Origin of the sequence: Chelativorans sp. AA-79, assembly GCF_029457495.1 — a bacterium.
GTDB lineage: Bacteria > Pseudomonadota > Alphaproteobacteria > Rhizobiales > Rhizobiaceae > Chelativorans.
Genome location: NZ_CP120361.1, coordinates 1,005,479 through 1,021,233, shown reverse-complemented (window position 1 = coordinate 1,021,233; position 15,755 = coordinate 1,005,479). Strand labels below are relative to the sequence as shown.

General features: G+C 65.8%; 12 protein-coding genes. 8 read left to right on the top strand and 4 right to left on the bottom strand.

The genetic code is table 11. The features are described from left to right. Positions 1-210 precede the first annotated feature (210 nt). Positions 211-918, bottom strand: coding sequence for a tellurite resistance TerB family protein (locus PVE73_RS05295; RefSeq protein ID WP_277365941.1), 708 nt, complete (start codon positions 916-918; stop codon positions 211-213). A gap of 292 nt (positions 919-1,210) precedes the next feature. On the opposite strand from PVE73_RS05295, the gene PVE73_RS05290 reads away from it, so the two are divergent. Then, positions 1,211-2,110: an N-acetylmuramidase domain-containing protein gene (locus tag PVE73_RS05290; protein WP_277365940.1), complete on the top strand. Its 900-nt coding sequence runs from the start codon at positions 1,211-1,213 to the stop codon at positions 2,108-2,110. A 10-nt stretch (positions 2,111-2,120) separates the two neighbouring features. Here the strand turns inward: PVE73_RS05290 and PVE73_RS05285 are convergent, their stop codons facing one another. Next, on the bottom strand, positions 2,121-3,011 hold the full coding sequence (locus PVE73_RS05285) for a DMT family transporter (protein ID WP_277365939.1): 891 nt from the start codon (positions 3,009-3,011) through the stop codon (positions 2,121-2,123). A gap of 160 nt (positions 3,012-3,171) precedes the next feature. Between PVE73_RS05285 and PVE73_RS05280 the strand changes: the two genes are divergently transcribed. Next, a complete protein-coding gene (locus tag PVE73_RS05280; RefSeq protein WP_277365938.1) occupies positions 3,172-3,810 on the top strand; it encodes a 2-dehydro-3-deoxy-phosphogluconate aldolase in 639 nt (212 codons plus the stop codon). Between the two features lie 53 nt (positions 3,811-3,863). On the opposite strand, the gene PVE73_RS05275 is transcribed toward PVE73_RS05280, so the two are convergent. Both PVE73_RS05275 and PVE73_RS05270 read right to left on the bottom strand, forming a co-directional pair. Then, positions 3,864-5,705 (bottom strand): DUF882 domain-containing protein, encoded by a 1,842-nt coding sequence (locus PVE73_RS05275; protein ID WP_277365937.1) that lies wholly within the window; start codon positions 5,703-5,705, stop codon positions 3,864-3,866. A 249-nt stretch (positions 5,706-5,954) separates the two neighbouring features. Next, positions 5,955-7,457 (bottom strand): sigma-54 dependent transcriptional regulator, encoded by a 1,503-nt coding sequence (locus PVE73_RS05270; protein ID WP_277365936.1) that lies wholly within the window; start codon positions 7,455-7,457, stop codon positions 5,955-5,957. A gap of 196 nt (positions 7,458-7,653) precedes the next feature. On the opposite strand from PVE73_RS05270, the gene PVE73_RS05265 reads away from it, so the two are divergent. From PVE73_RS05265 to PVE73_RS05240, 6 genes are all read left to right on the top strand, one after another. Next, complete coding sequence (locus PVE73_RS05265) at positions 7,654-9,462, top strand: M3 family oligoendopeptidase (RefSeq protein WP_277367354.1); 1,809 nt, start codon at positions 7,654-7,656, stop codon at positions 9,460-9,462. A gap of 18 nt (positions 9,463-9,480) precedes the next feature. After that, positions 9,481-10,611: an aminodeoxychorismate synthase component I gene (locus PVE73_RS05260; RefSeq protein ID WP_277365935.1), complete on the top strand. Its 1,131-nt coding sequence runs from the start codon at positions 9,481-9,483 to the stop codon at positions 10,609-10,611. A 102-nt stretch (positions 10,612-10,713) separates the two neighbouring features. Continuing rightward, positions 10,714-12,159 (top strand): homospermidine synthase, encoded by a 1,446-nt coding sequence (locus tag PVE73_RS05255; RefSeq protein WP_277365934.1) that lies wholly within the window; start codon positions 10,714-10,716, stop codon positions 12,157-12,159. A gap of 81 nt (positions 12,160-12,240) precedes the next feature. Further along, on the top strand, positions 12,241-12,600 hold the full coding sequence (locus PVE73_RS05250; protein WP_277365933.1) for a hypothetical protein: 360 nt from the start codon (positions 12,241-12,243) through the stop codon (positions 12,598-12,600). A gap of 27 nt (positions 12,601-12,627) precedes the next feature. Further along, positions 12,628-13,308, top strand: coding sequence for a zinc metallopeptidase (locus PVE73_RS05245; RefSeq protein WP_277365932.1), 681 nt, complete (start codon positions 12,628-12,630; stop codon positions 13,306-13,308). Between the two features lie 149 nt (positions 13,309-13,457). Next, complete coding sequence (locus PVE73_RS05240; protein WP_277365931.1) at positions 13,458-15,512, top strand: 5'-nucleotidase C-terminal domain-containing protein; 2,055 nt, start codon at positions 13,458-13,460, stop codon at positions 15,510-15,512. The last annotated feature ends 243 nt before the right edge of the window (positions 15,513-15,755 follow it).

The following is a 15,755-nucleotide window of genomic DNA, read 5'->3' as shown; positions in this document are numbered from 1 at the left end:
AATTCGGGACAACACATCCTCCACGAGCCGCGCTCCGCGCGGATTCCAGAAGCAGGACGTGATGGTGGACTTCTGCCCGCATCCGCGCCCCGGATGCGGTAGAGGCCCTTGGCGCAGAGGCGGCCGATCACTGCCGCCCGCACAGTTCCCGCGAAGGAACGGTGCGGACGCACCTTATGCTGCCGGCAGCGGTGTTGGCAAGACGCGGGTTCAGACCGAAACGGTTTCGGCGATCGTCGCCTCGATATGGTCAACGAGCGCATCCGGCAGGTTGAGCCTGCCCGCGAGCATGTCGAGATAGCCGCGCTCGGCGCGCGTCTGCGGCTCGATGGCAAGCCGCGAGGCGGTGTAGAGTTCGACCTTCTGCTCGTCGGTGCTGGCGGCGGCCACCAGCGCGTCGACGTCCACGGGCCGCTCCAACTCCTCCATCAGGAAGCTTTCCACCTCGTGATCAATGCCGCTTTCCTTGAGACGCTCGGCGATTTTCCGGCGCTCGGTCTCGTCGATATGACCGTCGGCGCGCGCCGCCGCAATCATGGCGCGCACCAGCGTCAGCGCGAACGCATCTTCGCCCTGCGGCGCCCTGGCGGGGTTGAAGCCGGTCTCCTGGGGCGGCGGCAGCAGGTTGCCCTGTTTCACGTCCTCCACGCCTTCGCCCGGCTTCTTGCCGGCCTGGTAGTTCTGATAGGCCTTGTAGGCGAGGCCGGCGATGGCCGCCATGCCGCCCATCTTGAGCGCGCTCTTGGTAAGCTTTCGTCCGGCGCCCGTACCGAGCAGGGCCGCCACGATCGCACCGGTGGCGAGCGGATTGTCCTTGGCGAACTGGGTCAGCCGGTCGGCCTGGCCTCCCATGGACGATTGCGTTCCGGGCACGCGCGAGCCCAGGAACCCATCGAGCAGCTTTTTCGGATCGATCATGGCGTTCTCCTGCAAAAATCTCTCAACAGGTAGGCAGTGGATCGCCCGATGCAAAGATCATGCGCACCCGATTGCGAAAAATTCGCCGAAGGTCTCGGGAGCGGGCACGAAAACGGGGATGGAAATAGGGCGAAGAAGGGAGCAGCGAGGACACCGCGAAAAGGAATTCCCGAATTTGCACAAAGGTTTGCTCCCGGCGCAGCCATATCGCGAGGAGGAAATCACGCCGGCTTTTCTCCCCGCATGCTCCAACCGGGCGAAAATGGCGATCGAGAAACCGGAGGCCAGCCCCATGTTTACCGCCGAAACCATCGACCTGATCGCCAGGGCCGCGAGGGAAGCGCGCCTCGAACCCGCCACGCTGCTGGCGGTGATCGAGGTCGAGTCCGGCGGCCGGACCCATGCCGTCGTCCAGGGCCGGCCCGAACCGCTCATCCGCTTCGAAGGCCACTATTTCGACCGCCGTCTCTCGCCGGCGGATCAGGAGATGGCGCGCCGCGAGGGCCTCGCTTCACCCACCGCCGGCGCAGTGAAGAACCCCCCATCGCAGGCTGCGCGCTGGCGCATGCTGGGCCGGGCGGCGGAGATCGACCGCCGGGCGGCCTACGAATCCACCTCCTGGGGCGTGGGCCAGGTGATGGGCGCCCATTGGAAGCGGCTCGGCTATCCGAGCGTGGACGCGCTGGTGGAGGAAGCCCGCGGCGGCGTCGAGGGGCAGATCCGCCTCATGCTGCGCTATATCGACGAGGCCGGGCTGATGGAGGCGCTGCACCGGCGCGACTGGACCGCCTTCGCGCGCGGCTACAACGGGCCGGGCTTCGCCCGCAACAGCTACCATCTGAAGCTGGCGCTCGCCTATCGTCGTCACGCGCGGGCGATATCCAGGCCCGGCTCCGACGCTCCGGCTGAAACCCCGGCCCTTCTGCGCAGGGGCGACCGCGGCTCGGCAGTGCAGCATCTGCAAAGATTGCTCACGGCCGCAGGCCATCCCGTCACTGCCGACGGCGATTTCGGGCCGCGCACCCATGCCGCCGTGCTGGCCTTCCAGCGGTCGAGCGGCCTGACTGCGGACGGTATTGCCGGCCCCGCGACCATGGAGGCCCTGCAAGCAGCGCTGCCGTTCGGCAGTCCGGCCTCCGTCTGGCGCAGGCTTGTGAAGCTCTGGCAAAGACTCGGCCGGCTCATCGCATGACGATGACGGTTCAGCCCGCCTGATTCTGCGCCTTCGTGGTCATGAACACTCCGGCGGCGAGAATGGCGGCCCCGATCCAGGTGAGCGCCGAATAGCGCTCTCCCAGGAACAGGACGCCGATGGCAAGCCCCACGGCCGCCCCGACATAGCCGATCTGGCTGAGATAGACGGGGCCGCCGACCGCCTGCAGCCGGAAGAAGAAGGCGAACATGGAGGAGGCCGCGGCCACCTGCGCGAGCACCAGGAGCGGCATCCCGGGAAGAGTGGCAAAGGAACCCGCCTCGCCCGAGAGCAGGATGCCCGCAAGCAGCATCGCCGCGGCGGCAAGATGGCTGCCCGCCGCGAGTTCGATGGGTCCGGTATTCTCGGGCCAGTCCATGGTACGGTAGATGTTGCCCGCCGCCAGGCTCACCGGGATCAGCAGCCCGGCGGCCACCCACAGAAGATCGGCCGGTCGGCCCGCCTCGCCGCGAGTCGTGGCCACGATCACCGCTCCGACAAAGCCCACCGCGATCCCGATGATGCCGAGCCGGTTGGGCCGCCGGACCCCGAGCAGGATGGACAGGATCAGCGTGACCACCGGCGAGAGGGTGAACATGATGCCCGTATAACCGGCGCCGAGATGCGGCACGACCGAGAACATCAGGAGGTTCGGGACCGCGTAGGAGACGGCCGCCGTGATAACATAGTAGCGCAACCGATGCGCCGTCAGCGCCGTACGGTCGTCGCCCACTAACAGCGCGCACAGAAGCACCGCTCCGGCGCCGAAGGAGATCACGAACGCCCAGACGGCGGGCGAAACGCCGTTCTCGGTCGCCAGCTTGCCGAGCGGCGGCGTGAGCCCGAGCAGCGCCCCGGTCACGAGAAGAAGGGCGAAAGCCGACTGCCAGATCCGTGTCACGCGATATCCTGATTCTGCGCCGACCGAGGCCGGCAGGAACGATTTCGCGAACTCGCAGATTCGCGCGCTTAGCGCCAGTAGCCACATCGCCTCGCAGCGGGTTTAACTTCCCCGGCGAAATGGTCTAAGAGACACCGCATATGAGGCATAGGAGCCGGCGATGAAGAAGAAGACCGACAAGCTTTTGGCAATCCTCACGGCACAGCCGGTCATACCCGTCTTGAAGATCGATCGCCTGGCCACTGCCGTTCCCCTTGCCCGCGCCCTCGCCAAGGGCGGGCTGCCGGCGATCGAGATCACGCTGCGGACGCCGGACGCCATCGACGCCATCCGCCTCGTGGTCGACGAGGTCCCCGAGGCGATCGTCGGCGCAGGCACCATCCTGTCGCCGAAGGATTTTTCCAAGGCGGTCGAGGCGGGTGCGAAATTCATCGTCTCTCCTGGCACCACGCAGGGTCTTCTCGACGCTGCCCAGGATTCGGGCGTCCCGTTCCTGCCCGGCGCGGTGACGCCGAGCGAGATCATGGCGGTGCGCGACGAGGGCTATCGCGTGCTGAAGTTTTTCCCCGCCGAGCAGGCCGGCGGCGCGGCCTTCCTGAAGTCGCTCGCCTCCCCCTTGGCGGATGTGAGCTTCTGCCCCACCGGCGGCATCTCGCCGAAGAATGCGGCGGACTACCTCTCCCTGCCCAATGTCATCTGCGTGGGCGGCTCGTGGGTGGCGCCGGACGCGGAGCTTGCCGCCGGCAATTGGACCGCGGTCGAGGAACTCGCGCGTCAGGCGGCTGGCCTGCGCGGTTGATTGTTTCCCGAGACGGCAGGGAACCGGAGCCGTAACGGCGGCTCCGGAACTTCCTATTCGAATTTGGCGAGCGACAGGAAGGTCACGGCCTTTCCTGTGAAGCGGCGCGCATCCGGCGTGGAGTCGCCCTGCTTGAAGCCGTCCGTGTAGACGGCCGTCGGCGCCTCGGCCATCTCGCTGCTGAAGGCCGGCACCCTGGCGACCGCCGACTTGTTGAGCATCGATTCGCGGCTGAGGGCGATATCCGCCACCAGGGCCCTGACGGGCATCACATGCGGCGCCGGCGCCTTCGCGGCGTCGTCCGGGCTAGGCCGCGGGCCCTTGGGCGTCGTCTTCACGCCCGCGAAGGGATTGGCCCTGCCCTTGTTCTCCAGCATGGCCATGCGTGGCGAAGCACCGGGAGACCACGCCTCCTCCTTGGTACCTTCCTCCCGCAGGGCGGCCACGACGGCCGGTGTCGCCGCGGCGGATGCGGAGGTGGCGAGCGCATCGGCTTTCGAGATCACCTGACGTGCCATTTCGGCCGAGGACTGACCGTTCCCGGTCGCAGCTGCCATGCCCGCGCCGACCGTATGAGGCCGGCTATCGGGCACCGGCAGATAGGCTGCCACGGTGGGCTGCTCGTCCTCCTGCGGATTGGCCGGCAGATCCTTTTCCGCCGCCAGGAGCGCGGCGATGGCATCGGCTGAAGCCGGCGGCTCGGGGCGGCGCGTCGGCGTGACATAGGCCACCGTCGCCAGCGCGGTCTCACCCGGTTCCGCGGCCTCCGCGACCTGCATCGCGGCTTCCGGCGGCGTATAGTCCGGCCGGCGGGACGGCAAGGGCACGTTCAGCGCCGCCATCACATCCGCGGCCTGCGGCTCCTGCTCCGGCTGCTCGGGCGCGGCGGCGAGAGGCGCTTGGCCCTGGTCCGCAGGAGTCGCGCTGGCGACGAGCAGGCTGGTGCCCACATTGACATCCGGACGCGGCGCGGTGCGCGGCACAGGCACCTCACGCGCCGGCAGCGCGGCGATCAGGGTTCCGGGGGCCTCCGGCTGAGGTTCCGGCGCAGCCCGCGGCTGCTGTGCCTGCTGCTGACGGGCGGCCACCTGCACGGTCCGCTCCGGGCGGGGCGCGGCAGCCACCTGCATATCGGCATTGTCCTCCTCCTCGTCGGCGCCGCCGCCGAAAAGGGCGGCGAGAAGGCCGCGGCCGCGATTGCCCCTGGAGTCGTCTGCCACCTGGATGGAGCCGCCATTCTTCTTGCGCGCCTCGTAGGCGGCGACCGCCTGCTGGTATCCCGGCATCGGCTTGCCGTCGGAAGGCACGTGCAGCGTCTTGCCGTCGGGGAAGATCGCGGCGAGTTCCTTCCGGCTCATGCGCGGCCAGTGCCGCACGCCGCCCACGTCGAGATGGACGAAAGGCGAACCGGAGCGCGGATAATAGCCGACGCCGCCCACCTGCTTCTTGAGTGCGATGGCCCTGAGCGTGGAGAGCTTCACGCCGGGAATGTAGAAATCCATGGCCTTGCCCAGCATGTGCTGGCTCTTCTCGGCCACGCCGCTGGAGCGGCTGCGCAGCATCGCATTGGTCTTCGGCGAACGGTAGGCGGAGACCACATGGATATAGTCGCGCGCGCCTGCGGCCTGGTAGACCTCCCACACGAGATCGAGCAGCCGGGGATCCATCTTGGTGGGCTCGTTGCGCCGCCAGTCACGCAGGAACTGGTTGATCTCGTTCAACCCGCTCTGGAGGTAGCGTCCGTTGCGCTTGTAAGTGATCTCCGCGCGCTCCTTCGTATGGATGAAGTAGAGCTTCAGGGTGCGCGTCTCCGCGCTCGCCACCTGCGCTGAGATGAGGAAGAAACCCGCTACGAGCAGGAGCCCCGCAATGAACGTCTTGGGCCCGCGCTTCACATTGCGGCATTCAGGGTGTCGAACGTCGTGGTTTTTCAAAACTACGGCCTGTCGGCTGGAACTGTCCCCACACGGCTCCGGGCTTTCCGAAGCACCCGGAGTCTTCACGATAATGGTTAATCTCCTCTTATTAAAGCAGGAATGCGCGCAGAGCATGGCAGGAAAATGTCAGCCAGGCTTTCTAAAAATTACGGTTAACGTAAAAAGTGCGGGAAATCGATAGGGGAAAAGCAGCCCCGAACGGCCTCGTCAGTCGCTCTCGCGGCGCCCTTCGGGAAGGTCGATCCCCATCTCCTTGAGCTTTCGGTAGAGCGTGGAACGGCCGATTCCCAGCCGGCGGGCGACCTCGCTCATCCTTCCGCCATAGTGCTCGATGGCGAAGCGGATCACCTCGTGCTCGATCGCGTCCAGCGGGCGGACATGGCCGCTCTCGTCGAGAACGCGCAGAAGTCCCGAGCGCGGCTGCGGCGGGTCCTGCCGCGTTTCGCCGGCCTGTTCGGGCGGGTCCGCCGGTTCGTTCGGATCCGGCGCGGCCGCCTCCGCCAACAGCCTGTCGTCGATGCCCTCCACCTGCGCGCGGATTTGCGGGAACTCCTCCGCGGTCAGCACATCGCCCTCGCACAGCACGATCGCCCGGAAGACGGCATTCTCAAGCTGCCTGATATTGCCCGGCCAGTCATAGGCCGAAAGCAAGCGAAGCGCTTCGTCGGAAATCCCCGTGACGCTCCGGCCCGCTTCGGTGCTGCCGAAACGGCTGACGAAATGCCGGACGAGCAGCGGGATGTCGTCCTTGCGCTCGCGCAGCGGCGGGACGGTCATCGGAAAGACGCTCAGCCTGTAGTAGAGGTCCTCGCGAAACTGCCCGTCCTTCACCCGCTGCAGGAGATCGCGGTTGGTCGCGGAAATGAGCCTGATGTCCACCTTCACCGTGCCGCGCGCGCCGACCGGGTCCACCTCGCCTTCCTGCACGGCACGCAGGAGCTTCACCTGCACGTCGAGCGGCAGCTCGCCAATCTCGTCCAGGAAAAGCGTGCCCGTATTCGCCTCGACGAACTTGCCGGCGTGCTTTTCCGTGGCGCCCGTGAAGGCGCCCTTCTCATGTCCGAACAGGATGCTTTCGACGAGATTGTCCGGGATGGCGCCGCAATTGACCGTGACGAAGGGCTTTCCGCGTCGGGCGCTCTCGCCGCGGATGGCGCGGGCGATCAGTTCCTTGCCGACGCCCGATTCCCCTTCGATCAGGATCGGAATGTCGGATGTCGCGGCCTTGCGCGCCAGGCGGATCACCTTCTCCATCGCCGCGCTGCGGGTGATGATATCGCGGAAGGAGAACTTGTCCGGCACCCTGCCCTGCTTGCGGCGCTGCTGGCCTTCGAGTGCTTCCACCTTGAGCGCGTTGGCCAGTGCCGTGCCGAGCCGTTCAGGGGAGACGGGTTTCACCACGAAGTCGAACGCGCCCGCGCGCATCGCCGCCACCGCGGTCTCGACCCCGCCTTTCGCGGTCTGCACGATCACCGGCACGCTGATTCCGCGACGGCGCATCGTCTCCATCACCTCGATGCCGCCCATGCCGGGCATCATCAGGTCGAGGATGACCGCGCGCACTTCCTCCGGCCGCACGTCCGCCACGGCCTGCAGCGCCATCTCGCCCCCTTCGGCCAGAAGCGGCGCATAGCCGAGCTTGCGCACCGCCGCGTCGAGGAGGCGGCGCTGCACCGGGTCGTCGTCGACTATCAGGACGGTATCGGGCATGGATGCAACAGCTTGACCAGATTCTCTTCCACGTGATTGCGGGCACACTGGAACTATATGTCATGGGCTTCTAAACAGGCGTTCAAGAAACCCGGTGAATGAATCCTTGATCCCGGCCGGTCCGGGATCCAGAATGAGGAGTGTTTCCATGGCTCGACATCCAAGAAGGCTTGCCGATCTTCCCGGCCAGGCGGCGATGGGGGCCGGAGCCGCCGCCACGACCCTCGGCGACCTGCCCGAGTGGAACCTGACCGACCTCTACCCGGCCATGGACAGCCCGGAGCTTGCCGGCGACCTTGCGCGCGCCGCCCGCGATGCGGTCGCCTTCGAGGAGGCGTGGAAGGGCAGGCTCGCCGACGAGGCCGGCAAGGGAGCGGCCGGCGGTCTCGGTGAGGCCGTCCGCGCCTACGAGCAGCTCGACGAGCTTTTCGGCCGCATCGGCTCCTATGCCGGACTTGTCTATGCCGGAGACACGTCCGATCCGAAACGGGCGAAGTTCTACGGCGACGTGCAGGAGAAGTTGACGGACGCCAGCACGCATCTGCTCTTCTTCACACTCGAGCTCAACAAGATCGATGATGCGCTGATCGACGCCGCGCTGAAGGATGATCCGCTCTTCGGCCACTATCGTCCCTGGGTGCTCGATATGCGCAAGTATCGACCGCACCAGCTCGAGGACCGCGTCGAGCAACTTTTTCACGAAAGTGACTCGACAGGACGCGGCGCCTGGAACCGCCTCTTCGACGAGACCATGACCAGCTTGCGCTTCAATGTCGACGGCGAGGAGCTGACGCTGGAGCCGACACTGAACCTGATGCAGGATGCGAACGGCGACAAGCGCCGCAAGGCGGCGGAAGCGCTGGCAGTCACACTCAACGCCAATATGCGCCTTTTCGCTCTCATCACCAATACCATTGCCAAGGACGTGGAGATTTCCAACCGTTGGCGCAATTTCAATGACGTGGCGGATTCTCGCCACTTGTCGAACCGCGTCGAACGCGAGGTCGTCGAGGCACTGGCAACCTCCGTGCGCGAGGCCTTCCCTCGCATCTCCCATCGCTACTATGCGATGAAGGCGAAGTGGCTGGGAATGGAGAAACTTAACCATTGGGATCGCAACGCGCCGCTTCCCGAAACGCCGCAATCCGTCATCGAATGGGAGGCGGCTAAGGAGACCGTGCTTTCGGCTTATGGCAATTTTGCGCCCGAGATGGCGGAGATCGCCAGCCGCTTCTTCGACCGCAACTGGATAGATGCGCCGGTCCGTCCCGGCAAATCGCCCGGCGCCTTCGCCCATCCGACAGTGCCTTCCGTGCACCCCTACGTGCTGCTGAATTATATGGGCAAGCCGCGCGACGTGATGACGCTTGCCCATGAACTGGGCCACGGCGTGCACCAGGTGCTGGCGGCGGATCAGGGCTCGCTGATGGCCGCCACCCCGCTCACGCTCGCCGAAACGGCCTCCGTCTTCGGCGAGATGCTCACCTTTCGCTCGCTGCTCGCCCGAACGACGGACAAGCGCGAACGCAAGGCGATGCTCGCCCAGAAGGCGGAGGACATGATCAACACCGTCGTGCGCCAGATCGCCTTCTACGAGTTCGAGCGCAAGGTGCACACTGAGCGCCGCAACGGCGAGCTCACTTCGGAACGCCTGGGCGAGATCTGGCTGGAGGTGCAGTCGGAGAGCCTGGGCCCGGCAATCGCCCTGCGTGAAGGGTATGAAACCTTCTGGGCCTACATCCCGCACTTCATCCACTCGCCCTTCTATGTCTATGCTTACGCCTTCGGCGACTGCCTGGTGAACTCGCTCTTCGCCGTCTATCAGCAGGCCGAGAAGGGTTTTCAGGAGAAATATTTCGAGATGCTGAAGGCGGGCGGCACCAAACACCACTCGGAACTCCTCGCCCCCTTCGGCCTCGATGCCTCCGACCCGGCCTTCTGGTCCAAGGGGCTGTCGGTGATCGAAGGGCTGATCGATGAACTGGAAGCGCTGGAGGAGGGGTAGCCACCGCCTTTGGAGCAGATGCCCCGACGCCCCATCGCTCTCTTCCGCAATGACCTCACGAACGAGGCCATGTGCTTCTCTGCACCGGAGGAAATTCTTCGTGCAGATCGCCCGGAAGACCTCTCCCCCGCGCTCGACCGCGCGGAAGGCCTCCGCCGGGCGGGCAAGTGGCTGGCCGGCTATATCTCCTATGAAGCCGGCTATTTGCTGGACGAATCCCTTGTCCCGCATCTGCCGAAGAACCGCCGCGCGCCCTTGCTTTGCCTCGGCGTCTTCGACGCACCGTCGGGCAGGGCAACCGCACATGCCGGCGGCGATCCGCCACCACGCCTCTTCGACCCCAGACCCATATGGAGCTTTGCGGACTACGAACGTCGCTTCAACGAGCTTCACCGCCATCTGCGGCTCGGCGACTGCTACCAGGGCAACCTCACCTTTCCCGTTCAGGCCCGCTGGGAAGGCGACCCGCTTGCGCTTTTCGACGCCCTGACGGCGCGCCAGCCGGTCCGTTATGCCGCTTTTGTGGATCTCGGCGGCCCGGTGGTGCTGTCGCGCTCGCCGGAGCTCTTCTTCGAGGTTTTCGCCGACGGCTTTATCGAGACGCTGCCCATGAAGGGCACCATGCCGCGCGGGAAGACGCCCGCCGAAGACGAGGCCCTCAGGGAGGCACTGCGCAACGATCCCAAGAACCAGGCGGAGAACCGCATGATCGTCGACCTCCTGCGCAACGACATCTCGCGCATTTCGGAGGTGGGCACGCTTGACGTGCCCGAGCTCTTCCACGTCGAGAGCTACCCCACCGTCCACCAGATGGTGAGCCGCGTGCGCGCAAAGCTCCTCTCCGGCCTCACGCTCGCCGATATCCTGGCCGCTCTCTTTCCCTGCGGCTCGGTCACCGGCGCGCCGAAGATTTCTGCCATGAAGATCCTGCGCGCGCTGGAGATGGGGCCGCGGGAGGTCTATTGCGGCGCGGTCGGCTGGGCGGCGCCCGACGGGCGCATGCGCTTCAACGTGGCCATCCGCACCGTCTCGCTCTATTCCGGCGGCGAGGCCGTCTTCAACATTGGCGGAGGGGTCGTTTTCGATTCCACCGCGCGCGAGGAATATGACGAATGCCTGCTGAAGGCGCGGTTTGCCGGTGAATGGTGAATGGGCAGGAACCCGAAGAGGAAGCGCTATTCGCTCTTTATTGTCACGCCGATCTATGTTTTGACCGGGCCTCACCATCTCTGAAAAGGAGCACTCCCGAAAATGGCGAAGAATGAGTGGCCCGTCCACGGTGTGATCACCGGCCCAATCGTGATGATCGGCTTTGGCTCCATCGGCCGCGGCACCCTGCCTCTTATCGAGCGCCATTTCCGCTTCGACAGGTCCCGTATGGTGGTGATCGATCCGGCCGACACCGACCGGAATCTGCTCGACGAGCGCGGCATCCGCTTCGTCCAGACCCATGTGACGAAGGACAATTACAGGGACCTCCTCACACCTCTCCTCACCGAGGGGCAGGGCCAGGGCTTCTGCGTCAACCTCTCGGTCGACACGTCTTCGCTCGACCTCATGAAGCTCTGCCGCGAGCTGGGAGTGCTCTATATCGACACCGTCGTCGAGCCGTGGCTCGGCTTCTATTTCGATTCCAGCCTCGGCAACGAAGCGCGCACCAACTACGCGCTGCGCGAGACCGTCCGTGAGGAGAAGCGCAGGAACCCCGGCGGCACGACCGCCGTATCCACCTGCGGCGCCAACCCCGGCATGGTCTCCTGGTTCGTCAAGCAGGGGCTGGTCCATCTGGCGCAGGACCTGATGCTCGACTTCGACGAGCCCGGCCATGATGACCGCGAGGGCTGGGCGAAGCTCATGCGGAAGGCGGGCGTGAAAGGCATCCACATCGCAGAGCGCGACACCCAGCGCACCGGGAAGCCGAAGCCCATGAACGTCTTCTGGAACACCTGGTCGGTCGAAGGCTTCATCTCGGAGGGCCTGCAGCCGGCCGAACTCGGCTGGGGCACGCACGAGACCTGGATGCCGTCGAACGCCCGCGAGCACGACAAGGGCTGCAAGGCCGCGATCTATCTGGAGCAGCCCGGCGCCAACACGCGCGTGCGATCCTGGTGCCCCACCCCGGGCGCGCAATACGGCTTCCTCGTCACGCACAACGAGTCGATCTCGATTGCCGACTTCTTCACCGTTCGCGACGGGGACGGCGCGGTCGCCTACCGCCCCACCTGCCATTATGCCTATCATCCCTGCAACGACGCCGTGCTTTCCCTGCACGAGATGTTCGGCGCGGCAGGCAAGGCGCAGCCCGTGCAGCACGTGCTGGACGAGAAGGAGCTGGTGGACGGCGTCGACGAGCTCGGCGTGCTCCTCTACGGTCACGCGAAGAACGCCTACTGGTATGGCTCGCAGCTCTCGCTGGAGGAGGCGCGGGAGCTCGCGCCTTACCAGAACGCCACCGGCCTTCAGGTGAGCTCGGCCGTGCTCGCCGGCATGGTCTGGGCACTGGAGAACCCCGAGGCCGGCATCGTCGAAGCCGACGAGATGGATTATCGCCGCTGTCTCGAGATCCAGCTTCCCTATCTCGGCCCGGTCAAGGGCTACTACACGAAGTGGACGCCGCTGGAAGGCCGCCCCGGCCTGTTTCCCGAAGACATCGACGGGGACGACCCATGGCAATTCCGCAACATCCTCGTGCGGTAATGCTGTCGCGGACGTTCAACGGGTTGCATTCGCGGCAAAAATACGGCGAATGATATGCTTTCTCTACGAGGAGGCGGCTTAATGATGAACATTCGCACGGCAACAACCGCGGCAGGACTGGCATCCGCGCTGATGATCTCCGGCTGCGTCGGCGGCATGCCCCGCTCGGCCGAATCCGCGCTCGAGGGACAGTGGATGGACGCCCAGGGCGTCGGTGTCTCGACCTTCTCCAACGGCCAGTTCGCCACCATCGCCAGCGACACCGGCAACCGCCTGTCGCAGGGCACCTATCGGTTCCGGGACGGGCAGACCGTCGAGATCTCGATGACCTCCCTCATCCGGCAGACGCAGACCAACGTGACGTGCTCGCTCGCCGGGCCGAGCCAGCTCAACTGCACCAACGCGCAGGGCCAGAACTTCGTACTGACGCGGCGGTCCTAAGTCTTCCGGAGCGGCGGGAGATGCGGGATGCTTGTCATTTTCGCGATCCTCGCCCTCCTAGCCGTCACCGTGCTGCCCCAGGCGTGGGTTCGTTACACCTTTTCACGCCACGGTGCTGATCGTCCGGATCTGCCGGGCACTGGCGGCGAGCTTGCCCGCCACCTCCTCGACCGCTTTGGTCTGGGCCAGGTCTCCGTCGAGGCTACTGACCGCGGCGACCACTATGATCCGGCCGGCAAGGCGGTGCGTCTTCTGCCGCAGCATCTTACCGGCCGCTCTCTTGCGGCCGTCGCCATCGCCGCGCACGAGGTTTCCCACGCGATCCAGGACACTCGGGGCGAGAGGCTGCTGGCCGTCCGGCAAAGGCTGGCAACGCTTGCGCTGGCGACCGACCGCTTCGCAGGCATCTTTTTCATCGCCGCGCCGCTGCTCGCGATCCTCCTCCGCTCACCGCTTGCCCTGCTTGCCCTGCTAGGGTTGGGCGTGGCGCTCTTGTCGGTGCGCGTGGTCACCAGCCTCGTCACTCTTCCCGTGGAGATGGATGCGAGCTTCTCGAAGGCTCTCCCCATCCTGGAGGAGGGCCGCTACGTCGCCCCAGACGACCTGCCGGCAATCCGCTCGTTGCTCAGGGCTGCAGCCTTCACCTATGTCGCCGCGGCGCTCGTCTCGCTCGTCAACCTGGCTCGCTGGGTCCGGCTCCTGCGGTAACTTTTTGCGCCGGCTAACCACCGCCTGTCCCGCAACTTTCCCTTGCGTCTTCCCCCACCCCGGTGCCAACATGAGCGCCATCACGAAGAATGTTGCGAAACCGACATCATAGGGCGGTAGAGCGGGAAGACGGGAGCCTCGGGAGAACCATGATGAGAAAAGTTGCTGTCCTTGCCTTGGGCGCTTCGGCCTTGGCGCTGTCGGCCGCGCCCTCCTTCGCCGACTACACGCTGGACATCCTCCACATCAACGACTGGCACAGCCGCATCGAACCCATCAACGCCTTCGATTCCACCTGCTCGGCGGAGGACGAGGCGGCGGGCAAGTGCTTCGGCGGCGCCGCACGCCTGGTCACCGCCGTGCGCGAGGCGCGCGAGGCTCTCGAGGGGCAGAACGTCATTTTTCTCAATGCAGGCGACAATTTCCAGGGCTCCCTCTTCTACACCACCTACAAAGGCACGGTGGAAGCCGAGTTCCTGAACCTCATGGGGACCGACGCCATGGTCGTCGGCAACCACGAGTTCGACGACGGCGAGGACGGTCTTGCCGCCTTCCTGGAAGAGGTCGAGTTCCCCGTCCTGGGCTCCAACGTGAAGGCGACGGAAGCCTCCAAGCTGGGCGACCGGGTGAAGGAATATGTGATCCTCGACGTGGGCGGCGAAAAGATCGGCATCGTCGGCGCGGTGGCGAACGATACGGCGGAGCTTTCCTCGCCCGGCGAGAACGTCTCCATCATCGAGGATGTCGAAGGCATAACGGCGGCCGTCAAGGCCGTGCAGGACCAGGGCGTGAACAAGATCATCGCGCTCACCCATGTGGGCTATCCGCGTGACCTAGAGGCCATCGCCAAGATTCCCGGCGTGGACGTGGTGGTGGGCGGGCACACCAACACGCTGCTTTCCAACACGATCGAGGGCGCCGTCGGCCCCTATCCCACGATGGTGGACAATCCCGACGGCTACCGGGTGCCCGTCGTCCAGGCTGCGTCCTATTCGAAATATCTGGGCGACCTGAAGGTCGTCTTCGACGATTCCGGCGTCGTGAAGGAAGCGACCGGCGACGTGAAACTGATCGACGCGACCGTGCAGCCGGACGAGCAGGTCGTCGCCCGCGTGAAGGAGCTCGCCGGCCCGATCGAAGAGCTCAAGGGCAAGATGATTTCCGAGACTTCCGCGCCGATCGACGGCAGCCGCGAAAGCTGCCGTGCCCGCGAGTGCGAGATGGGCAATCTGGTGACGGACGCGATGCTTGCCCGCACCAAGGATCAGAGCGTGCAGTTCGCCATCACCAATGGTGGAGGCCTGCGCGCCTCGATCGACCAGGGCGAGGTGACCATGGGCGAGGTGCTGGAGGTTCTGCCGTTCCAGAACACGCTTGCCACCTTCCAACTCGGGGGATCCGACGTGGTCGCCTCCCTGGAAAGTGGCGTAAGCCAGATCGAGGAGGGCGCCGGGCGTTTCCCGCAGGTCTCCGGCCTGCGCTACAGCTTCGACGTCTCGAAGGAGGCCGGCAGCCGTATCAGCGATGTCGAGGTGCAGACGGCGGACGGCAACTGGGAGCCGGTCGACCCGAACGCCACCTACACCATCGCCACCAACAACTTCATGCGCAATGGCGGCGACGGCTACAGCCTCTTCGCCGAGAACGGACAGAACGCTTACGACTACGGCCCTGGCCTGGAGCAGGTCGTGGCCGACTATCTGGCTGCCAACAATCCGTACAAGCCCTACACCGACGGCCGCATCACCGAGGTTTCGACCGAAGCGCCGGCAGCCGATACCGCCGCAGCGGCCGAGCAGGCGCAGCCTTCGGCCGCGGCCCCGGCGGAACAGCCGGCCGCGCAGCCCGCATCAGGCGAGACGGCGGCGCAGACCGGGGCGGCCGCGCCCGAAATCGATGGCGGGACCGGCACGGAAGAAGCCGACGCGGAGGGCGCCACGGAGCAACGAGCCGGCGAAGCCCCGGCACAGCAGCCTTCCGGAACGGAAACGGCCGCGGCACCCGAAGCCGGAGCCGGCGAACCGGCCGGGACCGCCCAACCGGTGACCACCCATGTCATCGTGACGGGCGATACCTTTTGGGATCTCGCGGAAGAGTTCTACGGCGACCCGACCCAATGGCGGAAGCTCGCCGACGCCAACCCGCAGCTGCGCGCGAACCGTCTGGTGGTGGGCGCCACACTCAACGTCCCGCCGGGGGAGTAGCAGCAACGGAACCCGACCGGCTTGGGTTTGGACCCTTCAGTCATGGAGTCTTAGGGCTCAAGCCGAGATTGAGGAAGTGGAGGGGTTCCCGCCAGGTTTCCAACGCTGGCGATTGGCGGAAGCATCCCCGCAGTCGTCGCCCTCGGGCTCGACCCGAGGTTCCATGCCTGAACATCGGCGCGCCGCCAGCGGTCGAGAACAAGGGCCGCTGGCATAAACCGGCATCTTTGGCTCGGAAGCGCC